2 protein-coding genes are annotated in these 2850 nt (G+C 36.3%); both read right to left on the bottom strand.

Annotated elements, in window-relative coordinates:
- Positions 1–132 precede the first annotated feature (132 nt).
- Positions 133–303 (bottom strand): hypothetical protein, encoded by a 171-nt coding sequence (locus ACQY1Q_RS16560; protein ID WP_431006446.1) that lies wholly within the window; start codon positions 301–303, stop codon positions 133–135.
- Positions 304–321: 18 nt separating this feature from the next.
- Positions 322–2850 (bottom strand): T9SS type A sorting domain-containing protein (locus tag ACQY1Q_RS16555; RefSeq protein ID WP_431006445.1); only part of this gene is annotated, 2529 nt, incomplete at its 5' end.

Raw genomic sequence — 2850 nt, 5'->3', positions numbered from 1 at the left:
TTGAGTACGTTTTACATGTTTGTTTTTCATGACACTTAATTTTTAGTGTAACGCTATTTCAGGACGGGACAAGATAAGTATAAAAAAACCTCAAGAAATTTCTTGAGGTTTTTTTGTTGAATATATTAATTATTAAAATCCGTCTCCTGGATCTTCAGGACTTGCTGCCTGAGCTTTCTTAGGGTTTAATAGTAAATACGTGCCTAAAGCAGTTAAAGCTGTATATTTACCATAGTTTCCTATCTTTTTTAAAGCTTCTTTACGAGTTATATCTGCTGAGTTTTTTATTTCTTGTTTTTTCATGATGTCTTCTAAATTAAATTATTTAATAATAATTTTTTTGCTCACTTTCCCTAACTCAGAGCTTACTTCTACAATATATATTCCAGAAGCTAATTCCGGTAATGAAGTTGTGTATGCTCCACTAGATTTAAAAGTAGTGTTTGCTAACTTTTTACCAAGAACAGAGTATACAGTTAAAGATGCTTTTTCTGTTTGTAATCCGGCTACGGTTAACTCATTTCTTGAAGATTTATAAATGCTAACATTACTTAAATTTTGCTGTAAGTTATCAGTACTTAATACCTGACTTTTAGCGTGAATGTAGAATTGACCGATACCTTCTGATTTTTCAGAAATTGTTACCGTATAATTTTCTTTAGTTAAATCAGTAAATACGTTATTGATTCTATCTTCTAAATAAATATTAATATCAGTAGGTAAGTTTAAAGCATTAGTTGTGAAAGTAATTTGTTTACCTGCATCTGCTTTTAAACCAACCGGAATTACCATATTTTCATAGTTTGTATTAGGTAATGTTTGAATAGCTAACTTTTGACCATCATTATCAGTTAAAAGTTCTGTGAAAACTGAGAAGCTACCAGTGTTTTCGCCAAACATTTTAGAATCATAACCATTATCAAAACCGGTAGTTTTTCCTTCTACATAAAATACTTTTGTAGATTTTTTACCATCTTTACTTTCAGCAAATAATTCAAAAGTAGGATGTGAAGCCTGCCTCATAAAAGTGTCTGATGTTTGATGACTTTGATTAGCAAAAGAAAATATTACATTGTTACTTGTGTTTGCTTCTATAAAGAAACCTTGCCCTGGAGCAATTTCAATAGGGGAGGTTGCATTATAGGTTACATACTGACTGCCATTCCATAACCATATAGTTTGTTGGGTAAGTAAGGCAGTATTAGCAGCAGTAAAACTAGCAGAATTAATATAAGAAGTATATGGATTTCCTATCAGATTATAGTTTGTTCTACTACCGGTAGAAATAGGCATGGAAACATTAGAGGTGTTTGCAGTACCTGTAAGTGAAACTGTTCCAGGAGTCGCTAATTTGATAGAATATCCTTTTCCTGAGGGCATAGCACCTGTTTGCCCTGATGCTACATAATACCATGCAGCCCCAGTAATATTGCTATATGGAGCGAGTCCTAAATTTGGACCAGATCCAGAAGCTAGGGTATGATTGGCAATAACATCTTCCAGTGTTTCTCCTGAAACGGGAGGCGAGATTAAATACCAGTTGGTAGTAGGTAAGTCTCTTTTATAGGTTACGGTACCCGTAACCGTGCTTTGTGGTATAAAAGAAGCTCCACTATTAATGGTTAACGAGTTAAAAGTAACAGCTGATGAAGCAGTTGGATAGTTAGTTAAACCTGAAGGTATGATCACATTTCCAGTAGCATGAGGTGCTACATTTGTGTTCCAGTTACCTGGTTGTTCCCAGTTATTATTAATATTTCCAGTCCAAGTATACGTGCTATAGTTAACTGTTACTGAGAAAGTAGCAGAGTTAGAACAAGCTCCGGTAGTTGTATATGTTATAGTGTAAGTGTTTGGTGCAGAGGCTGATACGTCTATGGTTCCTGTAGAAGCACTAATACTTAGTCCGGCTGTAGAGCTAAAAGTTCCACCTGTTAAACCTGTAATAGTTGGCGTAGGATCAGAGTCGTCTATTGTGTATGAAGATGCGCCATAAGAAAAAGAAGCATCATCTAAAGCGTTAATAGTAACAGAGGTGGTTGAAGAGTTGGGGCAAGTTCCTGCTGTTGTATAGGTTACAGTATAGGTGTTAGGTGTTGAAGCCGATACATCTATCTGTCCTGTAGAAGCATTAATGCTTAGTCCCGCAGTTGAAGAAAACGTTCCCCCTGTAAGCCCTGTAATAGTAGGTGATGGATCAGAAGCATTTACACAATACGAAGAAGTACTGTAGCTAAAAGAAGCATCATCTAAAGCATTAATAGTAATAGAGGTTGTTGCTGAGTTAGGACAAGTACCAGCTGTTGTATAGGTTATAGTATAGGTGTTAGGTGTTGAAGCCGATACATCTATCTGTCCTGTAGAGGCATTAATGCTTAGTCCCGAAGTTGAAGAAAACGTTCCCCCTGTAAGTCCTGTAATACTAGGTGATGGATCAGAAGCATTTACACAATACGAAGAAGCTCCGTAGCTAAAAGAAGCATCGTCTAAAGCATTAATGGTAACAGAGGTAGTTGAAGAGTTAGGACAAGTACCAGCTGTTGTATAGGTTACAGTATAGGTATTAGGTGTTGAAGCCGATACATCTATCTGTCCTGTAGAAGCATTAATGCTTAATCCAGCAGTAGAACTAAAAGTCCCTCCAGTAAGTCCTGTGATAGTAGGTGATGGATCAGAAGCACTTACACAATATGAAGAAGCTCCGTAGCTAAAAGAAGCATCGTCTAAAGCATTAATGGTAACAGAGGTAGTTGAAGAGTTAGGGCAAGTACCAGCTGTTGTATAGGTTACAGTATAGGTGTTAGGTGTTGAAGCCGATACATCTATCTGTCCTGTAGAAGCATTAATGCT

The sequence above is a fragment of the Tenacibaculum sp. TC6 genome (assembly GCF_050606265.1).
In the GTDB taxonomy this organism is placed as follows: Bacteria; Bacteroidota; Bacteroidia; order Flavobacteriales; family Flavobacteriaceae; genus Polaribacter.
This window is presented reverse-complemented; position numbering and strand designations above follow the sequence as displayed.